Origin of the sequence: Secundilactobacillus folii (assembly GCF_009720675.1) — a bacterium.
In the GTDB taxonomy this organism is placed as follows: domain Bacteria; phylum Bacillota; class Bacilli; order Lactobacillales; family Lactobacillaceae; genus Secundilactobacillus; species Secundilactobacillus folii.
Map to the genome: position 1 here is coordinate 1 of NZ_WNJO01000020.1, position 22,583 is coordinate 22,583.

Sequence of the window (22,583 nt, forward strand, 5' to 3'; positions counted from 1 at the left end):
AGGTAGTATTGAACCCGATAGTTGGGCCGATGAGGGTGCTTATGGTGGAATGACGACAATCGTTTTGGTTCCACAGAGTTAAATATTCAATAATTAATATGTACGGAGAAGGGATTATGCCCTTCTCTTTTTTTACTGGAGTTTTATACGGTCCACGTTCCGCTAAATGATGGTCCAGTAAACGCCGGCCCAAAATATCCGAAACGATACAGTTTAACTTGGCTTTTAGACGGATTAATTTGGATAATTTCCCATGCACTTTCTGAAATATCATTCAGACGTCGTGTGGCTTCACCGTCACCACGGTCTGCCAAGCCACAGGTGATTTCAGTGAACTGAATGCCTCCTGAAAATGCATTGTTGTCTCTGTGAGTGTGTCCAGCAAAAAAGCCTAAGATATTATGAAATGATGATTGGTGAGCGGAAAGCATGTTGTAGATATTGTTACTTGCAGTGACACCCGGTTGATAAGAAGATGTATGAGTGTTTTCGAAACGATCCGTGTTAAATCTTGAGTCTTGCCAAGCATCACCAATACCAGCTAATGAAATATGATCGAAAACGACAATTTTACGGTTACCAGCAATGCTATTTAATGTAGATTTCAACCAAGCTTGCTGTGCAGCCGAGTAGTCAGTGTGGCCGTGTCGGAATTCACCACGGGTCGGATCGGAATAGTCTGGCATATCAAAACCGTCGAGAACAATTACGGTAACGTTGCTATTAGGTACTTCATAAGTTCCGAAGACAGCATTGTTTGGATTGTTAGATGGAATATTTAACCATTGTGAAAAGTTGCTAGTACGCAACGAGGTAGCTTCTGCGTTGGTGATGACCTGATCACCATTGTAGTTTGTTTCATCGCGGGCATAACCTGAATTATCATCATGATTACCTTGTAAAACAATGTATGGGCGTTGACCTAATTTTAATGCGTCCATGGCACGATTGATGTCCTCCTCAGAAATATTCTTAGGTTTCACACCATCGTTTAGGTCACCACCGTGAATCATTAAATCAACCCCGTAAGTTTTAGCGTAGTAGCTCATGAGTTGCATGCTACGTAAAACACGGGCAGTTGAAGGTGTTTTCCAACTATCGTAGTGTGTGTCTGCGATGTAGGCAATTGAGACACTGCCGGGATCTGCATTTTCTTCTAAAGCAGACGAAATATTGTCCATAGCCGTTTGTTCATCAGGAGTAAGGGTTGGTAGTGAATGAGAATCAATATCTTCAAGGTTGTAAGCCGATTCCCAATCTTCTACGTCGGTTTTGGCGTCACCGATACAATCGTAGTTGTAGGGTGATAGTTCATGAATAGGTAAATGCTTACCGGTGTCGTTTGTGATATAAGAGTATGACGATTGATTTTTGGTTGTACCAGTACTACTGCTATACGTTTTTTCTGCATTGTTAATGGTGCTGACTGGAAGATATTGACCATCTTTCAGCACAACCCAACAATGCCCGTCGTTAAACAGTTTGTGGGTATATTCAATGTGAGTACCAGCTAGATACTTGTGAAGCTGATTTGCTTGATCCGTACTCATGAATGGAGCGTCACGTCCCCAAGCATTGGAAGTAAGAATTAATGTACTTGTTGATGGATATTGGTACATTTCGCCAACGTCTGTACGGGTATTTGAACTCGTTAAGTTTGGTGTACCGGTATCTGTACCCCTGTGATCCCGCGGAGTACCAGTCTCTGTTGTTGTACCTTGTGAATAAACCGGATCACCCGGATTTGAATCAGTTCCGTAGTATCGGAATGGGCTGATTGTAGCGTATGGAACGTAGTAAGTGGTGCCGTTGTTATCGTAACGAAGCCAATAGTGACCATCATTTTTCACTTTCGCTGTGTACGATACTGTTTCGCCAATGGCCCAACTCTGAAGATGAGTTGCGGTCATTAGCGTCTCTGCACGGCCGGCTGCAGCTTCGTCAAAAGTAAAAGTACCGGAATCATTGAATAAAGTGCCGTCAGCAGTTTGATCGGCAACATCGGCACCTTGTTGACCGGTTAAGGTTCCAAGGTCACCTTGGTCGCCGGTACCAGTGCCGGTGTCGTCGACGGGAACTACTGGTTCAGAGCTATTCGTATCGGTACCGAAGAACTCGTCAGTAGTTGTATTTGCGTAGTCAACGTAGCGACGAACGCCAGAAGCTGAAATGTAGAAAGCCCAAAAGTGGCCATCATTGTAGACCTTTGAATCATAGTTGACAGTTTGGCCCGCCGTATAGTCGGCGACAGTTGCGGTGGCCATGTTAGGATCATTTCGAACCCCACAAGTCCGGTCAAAGGTAAAGCTACCTGAGACGTTTATAGTGTACATACTTGGTGTGTTTGATACATCAATAGACATGGTAAAACCTCATTTCGAATTTTAATTTTTTGTAAATCGCGATTACAAAACAAAGTCTAACCTGAAAATTGACAAGCAGAGTGTCATGTTTGTTGCAACTTTTTAAGCTCACAAAAAAAGCACCACAAAGTATGGTGCTCGCTTATTCAATGTAAAATACCAGAAAAATCGTAGTTAAAATCAGTCTGAAGTCCATGACCATTATTGGTATATTGCCAAGCTTGGGTATCGTCCACTCCCGGTGCGGTTACACCATAAGAGGCAACCCAAATAGCCGGAGCAAATTTTAACAACCTGCGGTCAATGCGACCGTTATTAAACCAACTAGCAGAGGCGTATACGACAAGATTATGGAATCCTTTGTCATGTAGGTATTGTATGAATAAGTTAATGTCATTGGTAACGTTTTTTTGAAGGCATTGATCTTCGACGTCAATTGCACAAACAGTGGTGTTATTGAGACCCATTTCAACGATTTTTTTGTAGAACCATTTGGCCTCGTTGACTGGATCGTTTTCTCCAAACCGTTGACTGTTTCCACGGAAATAGTGGTAGACGCCAATCACATCAAAAATTTCAAAACCGTTGGTCAGTTGTTGCGGTGCTTTTGGATTAAAATAACGAGAACCGGTTTCGGATCCCTCAGTAAGTTTTACAAATAGGCCGGACGCATATCTACCCAGCGATTTCATGTAAGTAAGAGAATCCGGTTGATAAGCACTAATATCAGCAAATTCAGTAAATGTTTTCATGTTTATTGCACCTCGGTAAACGTACTGGGGTCGCTATCGGCTGCAATATCAATAACAGTTTGATTTGTATGATTATCACCAGCAGTTGTATGTTTGTATTTTTGATAAGCAAGTTCAACTTTGTCAGCAACAACATCTTCGGAAATGTTACCGGCCGTTGATGCCATGTGGCGAAGCACATAGGTGACAGCATGGTCTTTGCGTTCACTTTTAGAAAGGGCTGCGTAATTAGCCATGGCAGCTACAGCCGAAATGGCCAAATTATCAGCTATCTGTAGGCATTGCTGAACTTGACGGTTCTTTTCAGTAGCCACCTTTTCGGTAATAAAAGGATGCAATAGCTTATAAACCGCTGGAATAGTGGTACAAATCAAAGTTACGATTGACGCAAAATCTAACGTTCCTGTTGTCATGGTAAAGTTCTCCTTTCACTAGTAGCCCAGTTCCTGCTTCAAAAACTCAAAGAAAGCTGTCCGTTTCCGACTAACATTTGACTTACTCATGTTGAAACGCATTCCTATGCCGTCTAAGGTCAGTTTAGTTGCATGCTGAAAATACAGTTGTTCGATAATGGTTCGCGTAGCCGAATCGGAATGTTTTAAGCAATAATCGATACATTTCTTATTAACTTCTAGTTGCACCAGACAACGATCAGTCCCAATACAATCGTCAAATAGCATGGTTCCAACTGCCAGCTTAGATAGCACATGACTATGCCCTTGATACGGATACGAAAGTTTAGCTATTCTCACACCAATATACTTATCAATTCTTGGATAATCACGCAAAATACTTTCTAAATGTTGCCGTTCATAATCGTTCATTAAAATCACCTCAAAATTATAGTTAATAGAATTAGACTGTTGCGATGTTAATTTGAGTTCAGAACCTATGGTAATTAGTTAGCAAAGTAGTGCGTTCCGGATTTGTTGCAGAATTTGCAGAATTTTTGATTGTTTCCTGAGATCATTTGAAACTTTAATAACGACTATAATAATATAGTCATTTTTTAAATACCTTATATATCAGCTCTTTAGAAAAGATTGTTGAACATACGTTCCCCTTTTTCAAGGTAAACAGGCATAAATCTTAACGATTATCGTGATTTTCTTTATCAAAGATAGGTATTTTGCGTAGTAGCAGATTGAGACAAAATCATCACCACCTCTCAACGCGGTATCACGCGTGCAAGGTGTTGCCACAATTATTATTGGACACTATTCAAAATGATCCATGAAAAAAGGTCTCTACTGGCGTAAGACCATATAAAAGCGTTAATGTTAATAGTACGTTAATCCTATTATTTTGAAATTTAAACACAATAACATTATGTATTAACTATTTAACACTTTGAAAGAGATACAAAAAACGCCCTCATGCGAGGACGATAAAACAACTTAAGTTTCTGAATACAGAAAATAACTAAAAGTCTTGTAATGTTAAACCACCCTTGTCAATTACAACGTTTTTGTTTACTCAAATAAACTTTAATTTGTAACCACAAAGTGGTATATTACGTTTGAAAACGTCATGTTTAAAAATCACACAGACGAAGGGAAAATATGATATGCGAAAAATTATCCAAAACGTTTTGCTAATTGGAATAGTCTGCGGGCTTGGAATTATATTTAGTGCCTCGACAAGTCGGGCTGCAACTCTTAAATCTACATCACCTGATAATATTAATAATGGTGGGAATTGGGTTACCTACTTCCCAAATTTAACCAAAATTAAAGCTCATAATGCCTATATGTGGAACATGAAACATACCAAAAAAATCCACAATCTTAATAACTATAAGAACACCGATTGGTATGTTGTACAAACTTTTACAAAAACAGTGAATAGAAAAAAATCAACGTACTTTAAAGTCACAAATTATGGCAAAAAAATAACTGGTTTGGTATATAGTGGATATCTTATTAAAGCTAAGGTTACACCAATTACTAGTTTTAATAATGATTCTTCCTACAGAAAATATCTGGAAAGCTCTTAAACTCAAAAACTGGCAAGAGGTTTAATGAAACTCTTTCCAAATAGTAAAGTGACTTTAAAGCTTTCAAAGTATATTCATGACAACCCAATGACTGAGACCGATGTTACCTCAAGCCAACCGGGCTATACTTCTAACGTCCCTGGATACAAAGATGTCTTCGCCCCTGAAGAAGCGCGTGAAATTTTCTCTCCACAAACTTTAGCATTAAGTTCCACCACCATTAACAATTTATCAAATTATTTTGACACACATGGCTATAATGCACAAAAACGAGCTAGTATGAAAGATTATGAGTTAGGTGTTTACGTTCAAAATGCCGTAAGTACTACAGCAAATGATAAAAGTAATATGCCAGCTGCTACTCCAGCAACTACTCAAATAGAATTTATTTTGGCAAAACCGATAAAATAAAAATATTGATATAAAAGGGACTAATTCGTTCGAATTAGCCCCTTTTTTAAATTAAGTTTTTTAACTAACTACATAAGGTTAAATAGAGTATGTTGATTTAGGGAAATAGTAAAGTTGGTGCAAAGCAGTTCCACCACTCTGTGGGTGTTGTTCGACACCCACATACACGTTGTCCCCATGCAATTGAATACCTTCAACCTCAGAGTTTACAGCAATACCATTGACAGTCGTTGGTACAAGCATGGCAACAGTTTCATATTCAGTAAAACGCCAATTGCCTTTTAAGATATGAGGAACCTTTCCCGCGGCCCCTCCTGAAATATAAACCATATTATCATCGAATTAGAGATGTTTGGAATTTTGGGTTTGGGAACCATTTATCAGACTTATAATTTAACCTCCTACGAGTGGTGGTTTCTAGGCGGTGTCGTCATAGTTGGTTTAATTACTTGGTATTTCTTAAAGCAAAACGATTGCCGCAAGTAAATCAAATTAAGCAACTTCTAAGCCAGCGAAAGGGCCTTTAGCAGCACAATACAACTGCTGAGGCTCTTTGTGTGTACTATGATGATTTTTTGCGAGACATTATAGTATACTTACCTATTCTCTGGATTCAAAGTAACGACCATCAACTATCCAACTATCATTGGATTAAAACGATAATTTGTCCTGATTTGCAGCCTAGAAAACAGAATATGTTCGATTAATAATAGTAGATTAACATTGTTACCAATTGCAGCACAGGACATCAAGAATTATTTGGAAACTATAGTCAAGCTTCTGATAGCACAACCGAGGGGATCTGCTTGTTATTCTTAAATTATTAAATCAGAGTTTGATACTTTAGCACTTTGGTACTTACTTAGTATAAATTTATGAAAAAAGTATGTCGATTTTGGGAATCTGCGGCGCTCCTTGCATACAAGAACGGAATCTGAGTTTTGACGCACGTTTAGAAAACGTTCAGTCTTCCGAAGGCAGAGTCACATTTTTAGCTGTGTCTGTGTTAAGATATCAGTTCGATACTTACCAATAATAACTTTTGGCCTAGCCAGCCCTTTTGATTAAAAACAAAAGGAATATCGAACCGACTCGATACTCGACGAATTTATCCTCAAAAGGTCAGTTCTAAATAGGAATGCTCAATAACAGATTTCATAGGCAGACGCTCCCTGAAATTTGATGACTAGTACGAATTAGTACACTGCTGTTAACATTACCAGAAGTCCCTATCTTGGGGAGAATCGGATGGCTTGCTTTCTACTTTATCAACCACTAGTTGCTATTTTAGTGAAAATTAATTTAAAAAATATTATTAGCTTCTATTGACAAAGGCTAACTAAAGAACTAAGCTTTAATTCGTTAGTTAATAATATAACAGACTAACTAATTAAAGGATGATTATCATGATGTTAACTATAGAACAATCGAAGGTCTTCGAAACCCAGCCATCTGATACCATCGTCGAGATGGATAACCTAACTAAGGATCTGCTGCCCGCGTTTGCGAATCAGTTGCGCCACTTGACTCCTCAGACAGGGGTTGATGATTGGGTATTACTCGAAAATGAAGCCGATGGTCAACTAATTGAGATACCGCTCACGACGCAGGCATCAGCTATCCAGGCAAGCTTCCAGTCAGGAAGTCAGTCGATTTGGAATTTAGAACTCAATCAACCAGGGAAGGTTACTCGTTTTCATGCGGAAGAGGGTCAGGGCGAAAGGCTGGTGCAGATCTTATCAAGTCAGTTTCGTCAAACAGCTCAAACTAATTCTGGCGACTGGCTGATCTGTCGCTCGGTGCTGGATCCTGATATTGTTTGGGTTTTAATGTTTTTCACTAACCAGAAAAAGCGGACACAGCAGTCAACTGGTCACATGTCCCAGACACTCTTTGACGTGCTGGCGAAAACGCCTGTTAGCGTCAACGTGCAAGTGGCCTTGTCAGGCTTTGCAGTGGTTTAAAAATATTTTGAAATAGATTGTTAGTTTATATTGACTAATTCTAACTAACGAACTACGATGGGCCTCATTCATTAATCGAGCAAAAAAGTAATTAAGATTGAAAAATTAAGGAGATAGTTAAAATGACATATAATTCACAAGATTTACTAAAGCAATTTGGAGAGTTCATGCAGACATTTCAGCGGCGCGGTATTTCTGCATTTTCAAAGCAGAATCGTCAGTTCTGGTCAAAACAGCCGCAACATGGCCAGATGCGAGTGCTATTACTATTAAATAAAAAGGATCACCTCACGAATTCTCAAATTGTTGAGGCGTTAGATATTCGGCCTAGTTCAGTCAGTGTTATGATTAAAAAACTAGCGGCAGAGGGACTTGTTGAGCGTCATGATTCAAAGGAAGATAAGCGGATCAGCTTCATTTCTCTGACTGATAAGGGACGCGAATCGATTGCGTCTACACACAGTTTTAAGCAGGGATTTGCGGATGAGTTATTTAGTCCCTTGAGTGAAGACGAGCAGCAAACGTTAGGTGAGTTGCTCAAAAAGCTGACAGTTGGTTTAGATGATAAATTCACTAAGTGGGATGAGGGTGAAGAGCGCCCCGACTTCTTGGATCACCTGCCAAACAGTTTCTTCAAAGGAAATGGTGGCCAACAGGGTTGGAAAGGATTCAATGGTCAGGGCTTCGATCCTCGGGGTTACCGCAATCACCACCAGAATGGAGACGCCAGTGACAATTTTAAGGGCTTTGATCCAAATAAAAATGGCATTCACCCCAATCAAAACGATTTTGATCCTGACAACTTTAAAAATTAGAGAATATCGAGGCAAATAACATTATGCAACGTTCAGTAGCACAAGATGGGTCCCGCAGTCGGAACCCACAAACAAAGGGTGCGCCATTTAAGCGCCCAAAATTTAATTTCAAAGATTTTGCTAAATTGACAATGAAAATTAAGCCGCACTTTTGGCAGTTAGGTGTTGGGCTGCTGTTTGGGCTAATTGCCACCGGGATTCAACTGCTGGTGCCACAACTTGCTAAACAGTTGATCAATGGCCTGAGCCATGCTATGAACCCGCAGCTGATCTTTTGGGTGATTGCCGCCTTCATTGGCAGCGCACTGATCAGTGCATTTTCCGGTGCCATTCTGGGCTTTTTCGGTGAGGATGTTGTTAGTAAATTGCGCCAATTTCTATGGAATAAGATCCTGCGGTTACCGGTTAGTTACTTTGATGAGACCCGTTCCGGCGAAATCTCCTCACGGTTGATCAATGATACTTCACAGGTCAAAGACCTACTCGCTAATTCCGTTCCTAACATGGTGACTTCGATTCTGCAATTGGTCGGGGCGCTTGTTTTGATGCTGATCATGGACTGGAAGATGACAGTCATCATGTTTGTGGTGGTGCCGTTAGTAATTGTGGTCATTATGCCAGTCATTCGCCAGTCACATAAAATTGCGATTGCTCGACAGGATGCACTAGCCGATTTTAACGGGCAATCAAGTGAGATCCTCAGTGACATTCGGTTGGTTAAATCATCCACTGCAGAAGATTTAGAACGCGAAGATGGCCACGGTAAAATCGATAAATTATATCGGATCGGTTTAAAGGAAGCCATTTACGATTCCATTGCCAGCCCCCTGATGCAAATGGTGATGATGGGGATGATGATTGGCATGCTGATCTACGGTGCCAGCCGAGTATCCCAAGGGACCATGACCTTTGGAACTCTGATTTCATTTCTCATGTATTTGACCCAAATGATCGGGCCGTTCACTCAGCTCAGCCAGTTCTTTAACGACATGGCTAAGACGAGCGGATCGACGGCACGTATTCAGGAATTGCTGCAGGCCAAGGAAGAGGATCAAACCTCTGGCGAAGACGTTCAGATGGACGGCCAAACTTTGAGTGTTGAACACGTCGACTTCGCTTATGACAAGGATGAGCCGGTTCTAAAGGACGTGTCCTTCACCGCTAAACCAAATAGCGTGGTGGCCTTTGCCGGACCATCCGGTGGCGGAAAATCCACTATCTTTGGCTTGTTGGAACGTTTTTATAAGCCTGATAGGGGTCAAATCAAAATTGGCGATACCGAAATCAATGATGTCAACATGAATAACTGGCGCAGTCAAATTGGGTTGGTCAGCCAAGACGCCGCCATTATGGCCGGGACGATCCGTTACAACCTCACGTACGGGCTGGAAGGCCAGTTTACTGATGATGAGCTGTGGCACGTTTTGGAAATGGCATATGCAAAAGACTTTGTTGAAGCAATGCCGGATGGCTTGGACACGCAAGTTGGTGAACGCGGTGTGAAGGTTTCTGGTGGCCAGCGCCAACGACTGGCAATTGCCCGGGCGTTCCTGCGTGACCCTAAGATTTTAATGTTGGACGAAGCAACCGCCAGTTTGGACTCTGAGTCTGAAATGATGGTCCAAAAAGCACTCGAAAAGCTGATGCATAATCGCACGACTTTGGTGATTGCACACCGTCTAAGCACCATCGTGGATGCTTCACAGATTTACTTCATTGAGCACGGTCAAGTCAGTGGTCATGGTACGCATGAGGAGCTGGTGGCATCCCATCCGCTCTATCGAGAATACGTCGAAAACCAGATGAAAGCGTCGTAAGGGTTGTCTTTAATTCAAACGTAAAAGATTGAAAAAGTGATGAGGTTCAGTAGGATCTCACCACTTTTTCTTGCAAAAATGCCAATTCAGTACACTAAATCAATGTTAGGTAGTTGGTAGTTAGTTTTAATTGACAAAAACTAACTAGGAAGGTATGATAGTTTCGCTAGTTAGGGTAAACCTTAAAAGCCTAACTAAAATTCATTAAAAGAATAGGAGTATATCGATATGTCAAAAGATACTAACCAGTTGCTCAATTTATTTGGCCGCCTTTTCCAACGCCGTGATTTCGTGGGGGCAGTGATGCACGGCAGCCGGATTGACAATCACCGGATGCATAACCGAGGGCCAGTGCGCGTTTTGCGGCTCTTAAAGGATCATGATCAGCTTACTAATAGTGATATCGTCGAAGCTTTGGATATTCGCCCAAGCTCCGTCAGTGCTTTAGTCGCGAAACTGGAAGAAAATGGTTTGATCGCGAGAAAGCCGTCCGAAGAAGATGGGCGTGTCATGCTGATTTCGCTGACTGAAAAAGGTAAGAATTTCATCAGTGAAGCCCACGACTTTAAGAGCGAACTGTCAGAAAGTTTGTTTAGTGCATTATCCACTGAAGAACAAGAACAGCTCAACCGTCTGTTAGGCAAATTGGTAGCGGATTTGGATGAGAATAAGACTAACTTGCCAAACCAGGATCGGATGCCTGAATTCTATGGCCACCATCATCATGGTCACGGCCATGGTCCGATGGGTTATGGAGGTCCAATGGGGCGCGGTGGTTTTGGTTTCGGTCCTCGCGGAGGTCGCCCACGACAGGGAGATCACGAGTAGTGTCAAATCGGTAGGGCAAGCCTTACCCCTTGTTTTAAGGCAAATTGCACAGGCTGAGATTCAGTTCGGTTAGCTTTCAGTGTATAGCGACAAAAAGGAAATTTCCTGCAACTAGGAAATTTCCTTTTTTTTGGCGAATTAAGTACGCCCCAAAAACGGGTGGTTCGAACCTGATAGGTAATTATATTTATTTTTCTTGAAGTCTCTTTCCATATGCAAACCAAATATCTATTGATATAATTAAGCCGGAAAATAGCGAGTGAAAGGGGGCAAAGGGATGTTAAAGATTGAACATTTATCTAAACAATTTGGCGACCTTAAAGCGCTCAATGACGTGACCTATAACGTTAAAGAGGGTGAAATCATGGGCTTGATCGGGCAAAACGGCGCCGGTAAATCCACTACGTTTCACAGTATCTTAAGCTTCATCCATTACGATGGTGAAATTTCATGGCAAGATCAGCCGATCAACGAAAAGGTCTTCAATGACATTGGGTATTTACCAGAGGAACGTAGTCTGATGCCTAAGATGACAGTGGAACAGCAGATCCTGTATCTGGCACGACTCAAAGGGCAGTCAGCTAAGCAGATCAAACCCGAAATTGACCGCTGGATGAACCGGTTTGAGGTCAAGGGACGTAAAACGGATAAAATCAAAGCTTTGTCAAAGGGCAATCAGCAAAAAGTGCAGCTGATCTGTACCTTGATTCACCAACCCAAGCTGATTATTTTGGATGAACCGTTTAGCGGTTTGGATCCCGTGAACGTCGATATTTTGGAACAAGCCATCCTTAACGCTAAGCACGATGGTGCCGCAATTATTTTTTCCAGTCATGACATGGGCAATGTGGAGGCCCTGTGCGATGAGCTGGTCATGATGCGCCGCGGTGAAGTCGTGTTGCACGGTGGCATTCGTGACATTCGAGATGAATTTGGCAAGGACGAAGTGTTCGTCACCACCGACTGGGCGCGGACAGACCTGGCGGCGTTGCCCCACGTAATCGAAGTCGTCGAGCGGTCGCGTAACCGCTATCTGCTGCGGTTAGATGAGCCGACAGCTGGGAAAGACATCTTTCAACGGCTTTCCCACGGCGAGTACATCGAAGAGTTTAGCCAGCAGCCACCAACGTTGGAGGAAATCTTTCGATTGAAAGCGGGGGACCTCAAATGAAAAAGATGTGGGTAGTGACCCTGACCACCTATTTAAGGCAGGTGAAGTCCTGGAGCTTTGTCATCTTAGTACTGTCGCCGTTTTTGATGTTAGCAGTTTCTTTCGGCGTTGGGTTTATATCAGCCAATTCCACTGCCAGCACTGACGACATCGCGGTGGTTGCTAATCAACCGGCACTTCGCCAAGCCTATATTAAGGTAGCGGGTAAGGACAATGTGAATACCAAGGTTAAAACAGCCTCGGCAGCCAAACAGGCTTTAAAAAACGAGAAGATCAGCGGTTACGTGGTGTTGGATCAGGGTGTTAAATACAGTGCGGTGTATCACGGCACCAGTTCCATGGATACGTCTGATAAAGCCCAACTGACAACGTTTTTGTCGAAAATGCAGACTCAAAGCAACGTTGCACGAGCCAAATTATCACGGACGCAGCTGAATCAATTGAGCCAGCAGCCGGTATTTAAAGAAAAAGTTCAAAAACAAACCGGAATTGCTAAGCAGGCGAAGACCGTTTCCTTCTGGATCCTAGTGTTCATGGTCTACATGATCTTGATGACTTATTCGTCGATCACTGCTCAAGAGATTGCGTCCGAAAAGGGGACCAAGGTGATGGAAATGGTCTTCTCTAGTACCACGGCAGCAAAGTATTTTTGCGGCAAGATCCTTGGGGTTTTAATGGTGATTGCCACCCAGCTGCTGGTTTATCTCATCGGTGGCTGGGCTAGTGTGCTGGTAGCACGCAACTTGTCCATGACAAAGTCGTTCTTCGCTAGTTATGGCACGTTGGTGGACAAGGTGATTGGTAATTTACTGAGTGTCAATTTACTGTTTCTGTTTCTCGGCGTCATTATTTACACGATTTTAGCGGCGTTTAGCGGGGCGCTAGTTGCCAAGGCAGAGGATGCGTCAAAGGCTGCGTATCCGGCAGTGTACCTGAGTATGATTGCCTTCTTTGCCACGTTCCCGTTTCAAAACAATGCGGATGCACTAACAGTTAAAATTCTGTCATACGTTCCGTTTTTCTCCTCGTACTTCATGCCGTTGCGGGTAATCAATGAAGCCGTCAGTCCACTGGCCGTTTCGATGTCGTTGTTGATTCTGGTGATTTCAATTTTAGGCCTGACTTGGTATATCAGCAGTATCTATAAGGGTTTGATCCTACAGGCAGACGAGGGTAATTTCTTCCAGCGGTTCCGGCGCGGATTGTCATATAAATAAAAATAGCGTGTGATCAAACTCGGTTAGATTTTAGAGTATAGCCACAAAAAGGAGGCTTCCCAGACTTGAGAAACTTCCTTTTTTGGCGCTATACGGCCTGAATCTGAGTTTGGTCACACGCTATTTTGATCGTTATTCCCGGTATAATTCGCCAGCTTTAGGACCTGGATCCAACGTCCAAATGGTCTCAATATCGATCACGCCAGCTGCAATTGGTGCCGGTAGCTGATTTTCTTCGGCAAACTTCTGGGCGATTTCAAAGTATTCGCCGTCCCGATAAAGGGTGGCCTTGCCACCAAAACGGTAGCCGCGCAATTTGGCTAAGTTAGCGAAGGCAACCAGTATCTTCCCATTATCATCAATGTCTCTCATAATCGTTTTGCCGGTCATTTCGTTGTAGATCAATCGGTGATCGTCCAGTACTCGCAGACTCATTTTGGGACCTAAGTCAGGGTTACCATCAGCATCAACAGTTGCGACGTACCCCAGATTGTCAGCAATGTAAGCCTTCATTTCATCAGTTAAAGTTGCCATCTCATTTTCCTCCAATTAAGTTTCAAGATTTTAGAGGCATTATAGCTTATTTAACACCAGAATGTGTGAATGATGACTGGGACGAACATCCAGGAGTTGGATTAGCTGCTGATGAAGCAGTTTAGCCAGAGAAATTTTAGACTGTATGCCGGTTCCTATTAAAAGGGTAACCCTCCTCGAGTCATATCAATAGTCCTGTAGCTCGTTGAGCTGATACAATATCGGTGCAAATAGATGGCTTTAGTTTGGGGGGCAATGATCATGAGAGCCAGTTCCAGTGTAAAAGCGACCGGTAACCCGTTGTCATTTAGTAGTGTCTTACTTCTCGGTATCAATGGCATTATTGGTTCGGGAATCTTTTTGTTGCCTGGCAGTTTGTTTCAACAGGCTGGTGCTATGAGCTTGGCTGCGGTGGCATTGGCCGGTTTGGCAACCACTTTGATTGCGCTGAACTATGCGGTCATGGCGTCAAAAATTGATGAGGACGGCGGTGCCTGGATTTACGCCAACCGTGCTTTCGGTTCACTGGTCGGCTTCCAAATTGGCTGGTTTAGCTGGTTTCTTGGCGTGATCACCATTAGTGCAGAAATTGCGGCGTTCATGACGACGTTGACTGGTCTGGTACCCGCACTGGACCGCCATTCCATTTATATTGGTATTGCAGTCAGTCTTCTGGCAGTTCTGGCCGTTATTAACTTGTTTGGGCCAAGTACTATGAAGGTCATTGATAACTTTTCTAGTACTTTAAAGGTATTGTTGTTGCTGGTTTTTGTGCTGGGTGGTGCGATTGCTCTGGGCCTGCACACGACTGCCGTGCAGACGATTCCGAAGCTACAGACGTCACCGCACTTGATCGGCGCGTTTACCACTGCATTTTACATGTTCACCGGTTTTTCATTTCTACCTACTGCCGCAAAGGAAATGACAAACGCGGAGAAGAATCTTCCCCGCGCCTTGGTGTTAGTTATGCTGATGGTGACTGGACTTTACCTGCTTGCCCAGTTGATGACGATGTTGCTACTTGGCAGCCATTTAATTGGCAATCAGTTACCAGTGGCCGCGGCGTTTGAACAGGTCGTCGGAGCCATTGGTCGACCAGTTATTCTAGCTGGTATGCTGGTCTCAATTCTGGGTGTGGCGGTTGCGGTATCCTTCGACACGCCGGTGGATCTGGCCTCCATGGCTAGCGAAAAGAAGCTGCTACCAGCCGTTTTCGGTCGCCAAAACCGGTTTCAAGCACCGGTTGTTGCTATCCTGTGCACTACGGGACTGGCGATGCTCCTAGTTGTCAGTGGCAGCTACCTGTTTCTAGTCAAATTGATCGTCTTTAGCGCCTTTATTCAGTACTTAGCAACGATCCTCGCTACCCTTAAACTTCGCCACGCTCACGGACTGCCAAGGGGAATGAAGCTCCCCGGTGGTCTGCTAATTCCAATCGTGTCATTGATAGTCGTGGCCTATTTGCTCACGACGTTTTCGCTGACGACGTACGTTATTGGTGGTACCTTCGCCCTGATTGGTGGTCTCATCTACTGGTTAGACCGCCGTTCAAAGCGTTGAAATACAGTCGGTGGGTCTGCAATTAGCGTGCATGTTTTAAAACTAAACGGCAGCGGTAATGTTAACTGCCAGCTATGCAGCAGGAGCCTTTGTTGGCGGGGATCAGCTGCGTATAGTGGGTCGCCGACAATTGGGTGGCCAAGTCCTGCAAAATGCACGCGAATCTGGTGGGTGCGACCGGTTTGCAGCTGAATGGCAACGAGCGTAGCACTCGGCTGACGGTCAATCACGCGGTAGTGCGTGATAGCCATTTGAGGATGGATACCGTTGAGCTGGCGTTTACGTTGATCATGTCCGTCTCGGCCGATGGGTAATGCAATGATTCCCTGCTGACTGTTGAAACAGCCGTGAACCCAAGCTAAGTAAGTCCGGCGAATACGTTTTTCTTTGACCATTCTCACTAACACCGGTACCACTGCGGGATTTTTAGCAATCAGCAAAGCACCACTTGTTTCTTGGTCCAGCCGGTTGATAACGTAGGGTTGCTGTCCCTTAGGGGCAAGGTAGGCTGCCACGTGATTTAAAGTCGTCCCAACTTCATCTGGCTGGTTAGGATGGGTCTTACTGCCCTGAGTCTTGTTGATAATCAGCAGGTTAGTGTCTTCGTAGATCACCTTAACCGTTGCTGCACTGTCTGGTACGACATTTGAATACGGGTGGTCAAAGTCGGTGGCAACAAAGCGGAGTTGAACTAGATCACCAGAATTGACGGGGAAGTTCACGGGGAGGTATCGCCCGTTTACGAGCACACGCTTGCCCCGTTTCAAACTGAAGACGAGGTGTTTTGGCAGGTACCAGTCTTGAATCAGCAGGTCGCGCAGAGATTTAGTTTTAAAGGTGGCTGGTAAGCGACTTTCAAATCGCCATTCACTTGGCTGTAGCATGGGGGATCCCTTCTAAAAAAGTAAGGCTGGAACAAAACTTAATATTGGTGGTATCGAAGCGATTGCTTAACGCGAGATAGTTAAAAATGTGACTCGATCTCGAAACTGTACATAGTCTAAACGTGCGTCAAAACGCCAATCCCAGCCATGCAAACAAAGAACGCCGCAGATCCCCAAACCAGGAATCCACGACGCTCTTTGAATCCATCCTGGGACCTAACTGAATCTTGCCCCACGCTCACTTTGAGCTGACAATTACTTTTCTTTACCCATCTTAGCAAGTTCAGATGGCTTAACGATCAGCACGTCGCAAATTGCCGAACGGCTGACGTAGTTTGTAACTGAACCAATCATCAAACGCTCAACGGCGGTTAAACCGGTTGAGCCAATCACGATCAGTTGGGTGTCATGGTCAGCTGGGAACTCACGGGCGATAACCGGCTTTGGGTTACCGAAACGAACGTGAATGTCGACGGATGGGACGCCGGCGTCGAGAGCCTTTTGTTTCAGCTCGGTCAAGCGAGACTGAACGTCTTCGGAAAGCTTGTAGATTACGTCACCACTGACAGCACCACCATAAGTGTCACTGAACTGGTTAACTTCCAAAACGTTTAAAATATCCAAATGAGTATTGTTTAACTTTGCAACTTCGATTGCTTTGTCCAACACCGGATCGGTGGCTTTTGATCCATCAACGGGTGCCAGAATGTTTTTATATTGTTGGTCCATATCCGCCACTCCCTCACAAAATAATAGGTTCATTATGAAGCTACTTCGTAAGCACGCCATGGTCTTCCCAACAAAACGAACCACTTGTACTTCAAAGTTCATTTTACCATAATTTTCCGGGTTATTTGAATAAAATGAAAACTTATTGTGGACGTTATCACAAGCTAGCACAAATCGTTCATCTAAAGTGATGCATGAATGCCGCTTTCAAATGCATTTAGGGTGCTTCCAACCTAGCCTTTAGTTTTCGCGTAGACTCATTTTTCGGAACAACATCTTTGCGATTTTTACTAAATCGACGCATAATATAGCTATGGAACAAATGGCGACTACGGCCGTCATTAAGGGGCCGCTATAATTAGTGCAAAGCTGATTGTAGCGGTTTCATTTTGTTCAGATTGCGGTAGAATTGTAGTAATTACCAAAAAGGAGTTGCAGTCTTATGTATTATTACAATATGGAATCAGAAGATATTGGCTATAATCTTGCGACTGAGCAATATCTGATGAATAGCAAAGACTTTGATGAACCAATTTTACTATTTTACTATCAAAAGCCCTGCATCATTGTTGGCCGAAATCAAAATACCCTTGAAGAGATCAACCAGGACTATGTGGCTCAGCATAATATCCAGGTTACTCGCCGGCTATCCGGTGGTGGTGCGGTCTACGATGACCTAGGCAACGTGTCGTTTAGCTTTGTTGTTAATCGAGACGACGAGCGATTCGGTGACTTCAAATCGTTTACTAAGCCAATCGTTGACGCCCTTAAAGATATGGGGGCGACCTCAATTGAAGTTTCCGGTCGAAACGATATTTTAGTGAATGGTAAGAAGTTTTCTGGCAATGCGATGTACGTGAAGGATGGCAAAATGTTTTCTCATGGGACTTTGATGTATGACGTTGACCAAAGTGTTATCGCCCATGCTTTGAACGTGCCAAAGGATAAGATTGCCTCAAAAGGAATCAAATCGGTTCGCTCTCGGGTCACTAATTTGAAACCGTACCTGAAACCGGAATACCAAAACCTGACGATTGCGGAATTTCGCGATACGATCCTACGGAAAGTCTATGGCGTTGATGACCTCTCTGAAGTTGCCGATAAGGCTTACCATCTGACGGATGAGGATAAAACAGCAATCAAGCAACTATACGACAACTATTATAACAACTGGGACTGGGTCTATGGGACGTCACCGGAATTCACGGTCAAAAAGCGCCAGCACTTTGATTCCGGCACGATTGATGCACGCATCTTAGTCGATAAGGGCCGCATTCAACACGTCACTTTCTTCGGTGACTTCTTTGGTGAAAAGGATGCCAGGGAACTTGCAAAGATTCTGGAAGGCGTTCGCTATGATCAGCCGTCGCTGCGAGAAGCGCTGAGTGACGTCAATGTGGGTGATTATTTCGCTGGTATTACCCTTGATGAGTTTGTGCAATTCTTAGGTTAAACGGTATTTAACAGAACTTTCGATTCACATGCTGTAACCCCTTTCATGAATATGGTAAAATGGAAAGCGATTACTAGATTGGTTATTATTATTTGGAAGGGAAGTTTGAACATGCGCTATGTTTCTATGACGGCCCACGACATTGGCCGGAATTTAGCTACTGAACAATATCTGATGAACAACAAGGACTTTGGGGAACCCCTGCTGCTATTCTACTATGAAAAACCATGTATCATCGTTGGTAGAAACCAGAATACGTTGGAAGAAATCAACCAGAAGTACGTTGAGGAACATGGTATTACCGTGACCCGTCGGCTTTCTGGTGGTGGTGCGGTTTACCAAGACCTTGGTAACTTGTGCTTTAGTTTCGTTTTGGACAGTAATTCTGAGCAGTTTGGTGACTTTAAGTCCTTTGTTCAACCGATTGTTGATGCATTACATGACATGGGCGCTAAATCAGTTGAAGTCTCTGGTCGTAATGACATCTTAGTTGACGGCAAGAAGTTCTCTGGTAACGCGATGTACACTAAGAACGGCAAGACGTTCTCACACGGTACGTTGATGCTAGACGTTGATCAAAACGTGATTGCTGATGCACTGAACGTTCCAGAAGACAAGATTGCTTCAAAGGGGATCAAGTCAGTCCGTTCACGGGTTACTAACTTGAAACCATATCTGGCCCCTGAGTACCAAAACATTACGGTACCAGAATTCCGTGATATTTTGCTGAAGGAACTGTTCCACGTTAAGAGCCTTGATGAGATCAAGGATAAGGAATATGTGGTGACGCCTGACGAGCAAAAGGAAATCGATAAGATCTACGAACAGTATTACAACAACTGGGACTGGGTCTATGGCACATCACCAGAGTTTACCGTTAAGAAGCGTGAGCACTTTGATTCAGGTACCATTGATGCTCGCATTCTAGTTGACCAAGGAAAAATTTCATCAATTAAGTTCTATGGTGATTTCTTCGGTCCGAAAGACGTTTCCGAATTGGCTGATAAGCTGAAGGGTGTCCGTTACGACCGTGAAAACCTTGAAAAGGCCTTGGCCGATGTTGATACCGGTCAGTACTTCATGGGGATTCCGAAGGATCAGCTGGTTGAACTGCTGGCCTAATTGCTGGTTGTTAATTTAATATCTATGAGCTCCACGCTTTGATTAGCGTGGGGCTTTTTTGATTGAGAGTGAGACAAAACTCGGTTAGACCTTGTTCAGTCTCGAGGTTGAGTAACATGTTTAACTACTTCAGCGTTAAGAAACCAATTTGATATTTACCAATATTAACTTTTGTCACAGCCTCTTTTTGATTGACTGAATTTATCAGAGAATGGGTGCCTATCGGGAAATTCTAAAAACCAGTTCAGTTGGATTTTAACATCGCTTACTTTCTATCTAACGACTCATCCGTTTGTTATATGAAAAAAATCTCTGATGAGGCACTTTAAACCGTAATTCCTGCTAAAAAGGCTATAAGATAATGGTATAATAATTAAGTATTCCTTAAGATTTTTTGGGTACGGGAAGCATGTTGAAATTAGTGGGGGGAGATGGGTTACAGGCTTATGAAATTTAAGTTTTACATATTAGAGAGCATCATCATCAGTTCATTGTTGCTGACAGGATGTGGTGCCCATGGTAGTTCCAAGGTCAAGACTGGTTCAGAGAATGCAACTACGAGTAACCATGCAGTGACAGCAATTAGAAAACAAGTGCCAAAAACTGCTAATGCTCAAAACATTCATGTTCCAGCGTTAAGGGAGGCTAGCAATGACAAATGGGTCGGCACTGGCAGTTCCACTGGGTTAGTCAGTGTCATTAACCGGTCTATGACAGGGTTGGTTAGCGGCGCTCATGGACCCGCAAAATGGACGGTGGCTGTCACTTCTTTAGATGGTGATCAGCACGCCTACATGACAAATTGGTCACCAGGACATGCGCAGTCATCGGCATCCACGATTAAGCTGTTTATTTTGATTCGCTATTACCAGGAACTCAAGCAGGGTACGATCCACGCCTCGGATCGTTACACGTTGCGAAAAGCGGATAAAGTTGAGGGTTCGGGGATCTTGCTGCATAAAAAGGTTGGCACTCAGTACACCATGAGCCAACTGGTGAAACTGATGATTGAGAAGAGTGACAACATTGCCACGAACGTCTTAATTAACAAACTTGGGAGTTTTAAGGGTGTTGACCAAACCATTTCACAGGTGGTTGGGCCTAAGCATTACTCCAGTCTTGAACGCAAGATGATGGACATTTCGGATCCCGATAATGGTCGGTCCAACCGAATCAATGCCTGGGAAGCCGTTCAAACGCTACGGGCCATTTATCGTGGTCACTTGATTGATGCCAGTGCTGATCAAGCTATGATGACACCGATGCTTAAGACGGAGAACCGAACAAAATTACCGGCCAACCTACCCAGTGGTGCAATTTGCTGGAACAAGAGCGGCGAGTCTAACTACCGCGGGGTCGAAAACGACATGGGCATTATTAAGTATCAAGGTCATGTGTTCATGATTGCAGCGCTGATCGAGATGGATGGTGATGGTCAGACACCACACAACGCCACGGAGGAACAGACCGAGAGTCAAGTGGCAGCGATTGCCCGTTTAGGTGCTAACGTGACGCATTGGATGGTTCAAAATTAGTTAAAAACAATTTTTTAGGGGGAAGTGGGAAGATGTCAGAACGATCGAATCGACATAGAAAAACCAAAGGTAAATTTTTAACGGTGGGAATTTCAATTCTAGTGGTGATTGTCGTGATTGCCGGTGGATTTCTATTTTATCAGCATCAGCAAACTCAAAAAGCGTTTGCCAGTGATATCAAACAGGCTCGGCGATTAGTGCTTTATAATCCGTTGGTGAAAACCGGGGCGGCTAAGCAGTTACAGGATGCTTTGCCGGGCACAGGCGATAAAACTAACAATGCGCAGTTGGAAAAACAAATTAAGCAAAAGTGGAGTCGAGCTAAGTTTGAATCACTCATTAAATCGGCGAAGACACAACTAGCAAGTTCTAATCAGACTCAGCTGGATAAGCAAAATCAGTTAGCTCAAAAAACTGAAAAGAAGCTTGATGGTTTGAAAAATCAGTCCAGCTTCCCAGATCAATCAAAGACCGATGCCGATACGTTGACTCAGCTAAGCCAGTCTTATTACCAGGCAAAGGACTCTGTCGGGCTGAACATTTCGGTGGCCGGCTTGCAGACTTTGGCTGGGCAAACGGCAACGCTGATTCAAAAGAAGACGGCTAAAGCTAATAAGTTAGCTGAAGCTGCTCAGGATGGTAATTACCCATCACTTGGTGCCCTTCGTGGGGACTTACCATATGGTGCTGGTGTCATTTTGATTGATGAACTGGATAATGGCCCGGCAAGTAAAGCCGGTCTGCAGACCGTTGACGATGGCGGCTGGGATGACAGCAACGTCATCGTTGGTATCAATCAGTATCCAGTTAAATCTTCTGTTATCGGTAACGACAGCATGGATAATGCCATGAAAGAGATCGAATTAGGCTCAACAGCAACGGTTAAGATGAAGGATGGTTCGACGCATAGTATTAAATTGAATATGTCGCATAACGACGTCAATCTTGGGAGCATGCAGGACTTCGCTAACCCAAGTGGTGACGCGGATACTGACATTGATTTCGGTGCTCGGGGTTACAGCATTCGTGAGCGTAACAACGATAAGGAAATTGGGATGGTTATTACTGGTATTGAAGATGATAGTTCAATCAGCGACAGTGACCTGAAAGTCGGCGATGTTATTTGCCGAATCGACGACGAAACAGTCGGTACTGAAAAGAGTATCGATCAGATCACAAGTGACTATTCTGATGGTGATACCGTTACTGTTGATTACGTCACCAAGAGCGGTCATTTGAAGACGACTGACATTACGTTGGTTGGAGATTAGGGGGGAATTGAAGATGAACAATGCTAAATTATTCTGCCCTAACTGTGGTGCCGAAAACGCAATGTCCGCAAAATTCTGTAAGAATTGCGGAGCCGATTTAACCAGTGCTAAGGCGCAGGTTCAGGCAAATGCAGAAAAGTAAGCTCAAGCAAATCGAGAAG

22 protein-coding genes are annotated in these 22,583 nt (G+C 43.6%); 14 read left to right on the forward strand and 8 right to left on the reverse strand.

Annotated elements, in window-relative coordinates; genetic code table 11:
• Positions 1 to 143: 143 nt before the first annotated feature.
• The 4 genes from GM612_RS11225 to GM612_RS11240 all read right to left on the reverse strand — a co-directional run bounded on the left by GM612_RS11225 (position 144) and on the right by GM612_RS11240 (position 3,939).
• A complete protein-coding gene (locus GM612_RS11225; protein ID WP_155432450.1) occupies positions 144 to 2,363 on the reverse strand; it encodes an SH3 domain-containing protein in 2,220 nt (739 codons plus the stop codon).
• Positions 2,364 to 2,509: 146 nt separating this feature from the next.
• Complete coding sequence (locus tag GM612_RS11230; protein WP_155432451.1) at positions 2,510 to 3,115, reverse strand: GH25 family lysozyme; 606 nt, start codon at positions 3,113 to 3,115, stop codon at positions 2,510 to 2,512.
• 2 nt (positions 3,116 to 3,117) lie between these two features.
• Complete coding sequence (locus GM612_RS11235) at positions 3,118 to 3,528, reverse strand: hypothetical protein (protein ID WP_155432452.1); 411 nt, start codon at positions 3,526 to 3,528, stop codon at positions 3,118 to 3,120.
• 18 nt (positions 3,529 to 3,546) lie between these two features.
• Entirely contained in the window at positions 3,547 to 3,939 is a 393-nt protein-coding gene (locus GM612_RS11240) for a hypothetical protein (RefSeq protein WP_155432453.1), read from the reverse strand.
• Between the two features lie 743 nt (positions 3,940 to 4,682).
• On the opposite strand from GM612_RS11240, the gene GM612_RS11245 reads away from it, so the two are divergent.
• Both GM612_RS11245 and GM612_RS11250 read left to right on the forward strand, forming a co-directional pair.
• Complete coding sequence (locus tag GM612_RS11245; protein WP_155432454.1) at positions 4,683 to 5,111, forward strand: hypothetical protein; 429 nt, start codon at positions 4,683 to 4,685, stop codon at positions 5,109 to 5,111.
• Between the two features lie 24 nt (positions 5,112 to 5,135).
• Positions 5,136 to 5,522 (forward strand): hypothetical protein, encoded by a 387-nt coding sequence (locus GM612_RS11250; RefSeq protein ID WP_155432455.1) that lies wholly within the window; start codon positions 5,136 to 5,138, stop codon positions 5,520 to 5,522.
• A gap of 78 nt (positions 5,523 to 5,600) precedes the next feature.
• Here the strand turns inward: GM612_RS11250 and GM612_RS12245 are convergent, their stop codons facing one another.
• Entirely contained in the window at positions 5,601 to 5,852 is a 252-nt protein-coding gene (locus GM612_RS12245; protein ID WP_173021272.1) for a hypothetical protein, read from the reverse strand.
• A gap of 1,076 nt (positions 5,853 to 6,928) precedes the next feature.
• Between GM612_RS12245 and GM612_RS11255 the strand changes: the two genes are divergently transcribed.
• From GM612_RS11255 to GM612_RS11280, 6 genes are all read left to right on the forward strand, one after another.
• On the forward strand, positions 6,929 to 7,486 hold the full coding sequence (locus GM612_RS11255; protein ID WP_155432456.1) for a hypothetical protein: 558 nt from the start codon (positions 6,929 to 6,931) through the stop codon (positions 7,484 to 7,486).
• A gap of 122 nt (positions 7,487 to 7,608) precedes the next feature.
• Positions 7,609 to 8,301 carry a MarR family winged helix-turn-helix transcriptional regulator gene (locus GM612_RS11260; protein ID WP_155432457.1) on the forward strand — a complete coding sequence of 231 codons (693 nt, stop codon included), beginning with the start codon at positions 7,609 to 7,611 and terminating at the stop codon, positions 8,299 to 8,301.
• A 23-nt stretch (positions 8,302 to 8,324) separates the two neighbouring features.
• Complete coding sequence (locus GM612_RS11265; RefSeq protein ID WP_155432458.1) at positions 8,325 to 10,118, forward strand: ABC transporter ATP-binding protein; 1,794 nt, start codon at positions 8,325 to 8,327, stop codon at positions 10,116 to 10,118.
• 228 nt (positions 10,119 to 10,346) lie between these two features.
• On the forward strand, positions 10,347 to 10,946 hold the full coding sequence (locus GM612_RS11270) for a MarR family winged helix-turn-helix transcriptional regulator (RefSeq protein WP_155432459.1): 600 nt from the start codon (positions 10,347 to 10,349) through the stop codon (positions 10,944 to 10,946).
• A 277-nt stretch (positions 10,947 to 11,223) separates the two neighbouring features.
• Positions 11,224 to 12,117, forward strand: coding sequence for an ABC transporter ATP-binding protein (locus tag GM612_RS11275; protein ID WP_155432460.1), 894 nt, complete (start codon positions 11,224 to 11,226; stop codon positions 12,115 to 12,117).
• Entirely contained in the window at positions 12,114 to 13,334 is a 1,221-nt protein-coding gene (locus GM612_RS11280) for an ABC transporter permease (RefSeq protein ID WP_155432461.1), read from the forward strand. The genes GM612_RS11275 and GM612_RS11280 overlap by 4 nt, the downstream gene beginning before the upstream one ends.
• 132 nt (positions 13,335 to 13,466) lie before the next feature.
• Here the strand turns inward: GM612_RS11280 and GM612_RS11285 are convergent, their stop codons facing one another.
• Positions 13,467 to 13,868, reverse strand: coding sequence for a pyridoxamine 5'-phosphate oxidase family protein (locus tag GM612_RS11285; RefSeq protein WP_155432462.1), 402 nt, complete (start codon positions 13,866 to 13,868; stop codon positions 13,467 to 13,469).
• 258 nt (positions 13,869 to 14,126) lie between these two features.
• Between GM612_RS11285 and GM612_RS11290 the strand changes: the two genes are divergently transcribed.
• On the forward strand, positions 14,127 to 15,428 hold the full coding sequence (locus GM612_RS11290) for an APC family permease (RefSeq protein ID WP_425500348.1): 1,302 nt from the start codon (positions 14,127 to 14,129) through the stop codon (positions 15,426 to 15,428).
• Here GM612_RS11290 and GM612_RS11295 read toward each other — a convergent pair.
• Both GM612_RS11295 and GM612_RS11300 read right to left on the reverse strand, forming a co-directional pair.
• Entirely contained in the window at positions 15,398 to 16,312 is a 915-nt protein-coding gene (locus GM612_RS11295; RefSeq protein ID WP_155432464.1) for an RluA family pseudouridine synthase, read from the reverse strand. The two genes, GM612_RS11290 and GM612_RS11295, sit on opposite strands and share 31 nt — an antisense overlap.
• A 255-nt stretch (positions 16,313 to 16,567) precedes the next feature.
• Positions 16,568 to 17,041 carry a universal stress protein gene (locus tag GM612_RS11300; RefSeq protein ID WP_155432465.1) on the reverse strand — a complete coding sequence of 158 codons (474 nt, stop codon included), beginning with the start codon at positions 17,039 to 17,041 and terminating at the stop codon, positions 16,568 to 16,570.
• A gap of 442 nt (positions 17,042 to 17,483) precedes the next feature.
• On the opposite strand from GM612_RS11300, the gene lplA (GM612_RS11305) reads away from it, so the two are divergent.
• From lplA (GM612_RS11305) to GM612_RS11325, 5 genes are all read left to right on the forward strand, one after another.
• Positions 17,484 to 18,494: a lipoate--protein ligase gene (lplA, locus tag GM612_RS11305; RefSeq protein WP_155432466.1), complete on the forward strand. Its 1,011-nt coding sequence runs from the start codon at positions 17,484 to 17,486 to the stop codon at positions 18,492 to 18,494.
• Between the two features lie 111 nt (positions 18,495 to 18,605).
• A complete protein-coding gene (gene lplA, locus GM612_RS11310) occupies positions 18,606 to 19,616 on the forward strand; it encodes a lipoate--protein ligase (protein WP_155432467.1) in 1,011 nt (336 codons plus the stop codon).
• Positions 19,617 to 20,062: 446 nt separating this feature from the next.
• A complete protein-coding gene (locus GM612_RS11315; protein WP_173021273.1) occupies positions 20,063 to 21,151 on the forward strand; it encodes a serine hydrolase in 1,089 nt (362 codons plus the stop codon).
• 32 nt (positions 21,152 to 21,183) lie between these two features.
• Positions 21,184 to 22,422: a PDZ domain-containing protein gene (locus tag GM612_RS11320; RefSeq protein WP_155432469.1), complete on the forward strand. Its 1,239-nt coding sequence runs from the start codon at positions 21,184 to 21,186 to the stop codon at positions 22,420 to 22,422.
• A 13-nt stretch (positions 22,423 to 22,435) separates the two neighbouring features.
• Positions 22,436 to 22,564, forward strand: coding sequence for a zinc-ribbon domain-containing protein (locus GM612_RS11325; protein WP_155432470.1), 129 nt, complete (start codon positions 22,436 to 22,438; stop codon positions 22,562 to 22,564).
• Positions 22,565 to 22,583: the final 19 nt, after the last annotated feature.

Excerpts from the sequence above, each read along its gene's own strand:
- GM612_RS11255 (WP_155432456.1), top strand. The coding sequence starts at position 6,929 with ATGATGTTAACTATAGAACAATCGAAGGTCTTCGAAACCCAGCCATCT.
- GM612_RS11235 (WP_155432452.1), bottom strand. The coding sequence starts at position 3,528 with ATGACAACAGGAACGTTAGATTTTGCGTCAATCGTAACTTTGATTTGT.
- GM612_RS11270 (WP_155432459.1), top strand. The coding sequence starts at position 10,347 with ATGTCAAAAGATACTAACCAGTTGCTCAATTTATTTGGCCGCCTTTTC.
- GM612_RS11245 (WP_155432454.1), top strand. The coding sequence starts at position 4,683 with ATGCGAAAAATTATCCAAAACGTTTTGCTAATTGGAATAGTCTGCGGG.
- GM612_RS11295 (WP_155432464.1), bottom strand. The coding sequence starts at position 16,312 with ATGCTACAGCCAAGTGAATGGCGATTTGAAAGTCGCTTACCAGCCACC.
- GM612_RS11280 (WP_155432461.1), top strand. The coding sequence starts at position 12,114 with ATGAAAAAGATGTGGGTAGTGACCCTGACCACCTATTTAAGGCAGGTG.
- GM612_RS11315 (WP_173021273.1), top strand. The coding sequence starts at position 20,063 with ATGAAATTTAAGTTTTACATATTAGAGAGCATCATCATCAGTTCATTG.
- GM612_RS12245 (WP_173021272.1), bottom strand. The coding sequence starts at position 5,852 with ATGGTTTATATTTCAGGAGGGGCCGCGGGAAAGGTTCCTCATATCTTA.
- GM612_RS11285 (WP_155432462.1), bottom strand. The coding sequence starts at position 13,868 with ATGGCAACTTTAACTGATGAAATGAAGGCTTACATTGCTGACAATCTG.
- lplA (WP_155432467.1), top strand. The coding sequence starts at position 18,606 with ATGCGCTATGTTTCTATGACGGCCCACGACATTGGCCGGAATTTAGCT.
- GM612_RS11320 (WP_155432469.1), top strand. The coding sequence starts at position 21,184 with ATGTCAGAACGATCGAATCGACATAGAAAAACCAAAGGTAAATTTTTA.
- GM612_RS11325 (WP_155432470.1), top strand. The coding sequence starts at position 22,436 with ATGAACAATGCTAAATTATTCTGCCCTAACTGTGGTGCCGAAAACGCA.
- GM612_RS11265 (WP_155432458.1), top strand. The coding sequence starts at position 8,325 with ATGCAACGTTCAGTAGCACAAGATGGGTCCCGCAGTCGGAACCCACAA.
- GM612_RS11260 (WP_155432457.1), top strand. The coding sequence starts at position 7,609 with ATGACATATAATTCACAAGATTTACTAAAGCAATTTGGAGAGTTCATG.
- GM612_RS11250 (WP_155432455.1), top strand. The coding sequence starts at position 5,136 with ATGAAACTCTTTCCAAATAGTAAAGTGACTTTAAAGCTTTCAAAGTAT.
- GM612_RS11230 (WP_155432451.1), bottom strand. The coding sequence starts at position 3,115 with ATGAAAACATTTACTGAATTTGCTGATATTAGTGCTTATCAACCGGAT.
- GM612_RS11275 (WP_155432460.1), top strand. The coding sequence starts at position 11,224 with ATGTTAAAGATTGAACATTTATCTAAACAATTTGGCGACCTTAAAGCG.
- GM612_RS11225 (WP_155432450.1), bottom strand. The coding sequence starts at position 2,363 with ATGTCTATTGATGTATCAAACACACCAAGTATGTACACTATAAACGTC.
- GM612_RS11240 (WP_155432453.1), bottom strand. The coding sequence starts at position 3,939 with ATGAACGATTATGAACGGCAACATTTAGAAAGTATTTTGCGTGATTAT.
- lplA (WP_155432466.1), top strand. The coding sequence starts at position 17,484 with ATGTATTATTACAATATGGAATCAGAAGATATTGGCTATAATCTTGCG.
- GM612_RS11300 (WP_155432465.1), bottom strand. The coding sequence starts at position 17,041 with ATGGACCAACAATATAAAAACATTCTGGCACCCGTTGATGGATCAAAA.